The sequence below is a fragment of the Rhodococcus sp. B10 genome, from assembly GCF_011770055.1.
Lineage (GTDB): Bacteria > Actinomycetota > Actinomycetes > Mycobacteriales > Mycobacteriaceae > Rhodococcoides > Rhodococcoides kyotonensis_B.
Map to the genome: position 1 here is coordinate 1 of NZ_JAAFYV010000095.1, position 449 is coordinate 449.

Sequence of the window (449 nt, forward strand, 5' to 3'; positions counted from 1 at the left end):
GCTCGGCCTCCTCCTGGCTGCGGGCGGCGTCAAGCTGGCCGGCCTGGGAGGTTCCTGGTACTTCCTGATCGGCGGCCTGGCCATGGCCATCGCCGGCGTTCTCATCGCTCGCCGCAAGCCGGCTGGCGCCTGGCTGTACGCGGCGTTCCTGGTCGGCACTGCCATCTGGGCGCTGATCGACGCAGGCCTGGTGTTCTGGCCGCTGTTCTCGCGCCTGTTCATGTTCGGCGCAATCGGCATGGTGGTGGCACTGGTCTACCCGCTGCTGGCCCGTGCCAATGGCACCAGCGCCGGCCGCGGTGCCTATGGCGTTGCCGGGGTGATGGCCGTGCTGCTGGTGGTCGCCGCCGGCAACATGTTCGTCGCCCACCCAAGCGTCGCCCCCACCGGCAAAGGCCCGGGCATGACCCCGGTCGAGGCCGGCAAGGCGCAGAAGGACTGGGCTCACT

Annotated in this window: 1 pseudogene; it reads left to right on the forward strand. The window is 70.4% G+C overall.

The features are described 5' to 3' along the window. Positions 1-449, forward strand: a pseudogene (locus tag RhoFasB10_RS25800) (hypothetical protein); the annotation flags it as partial.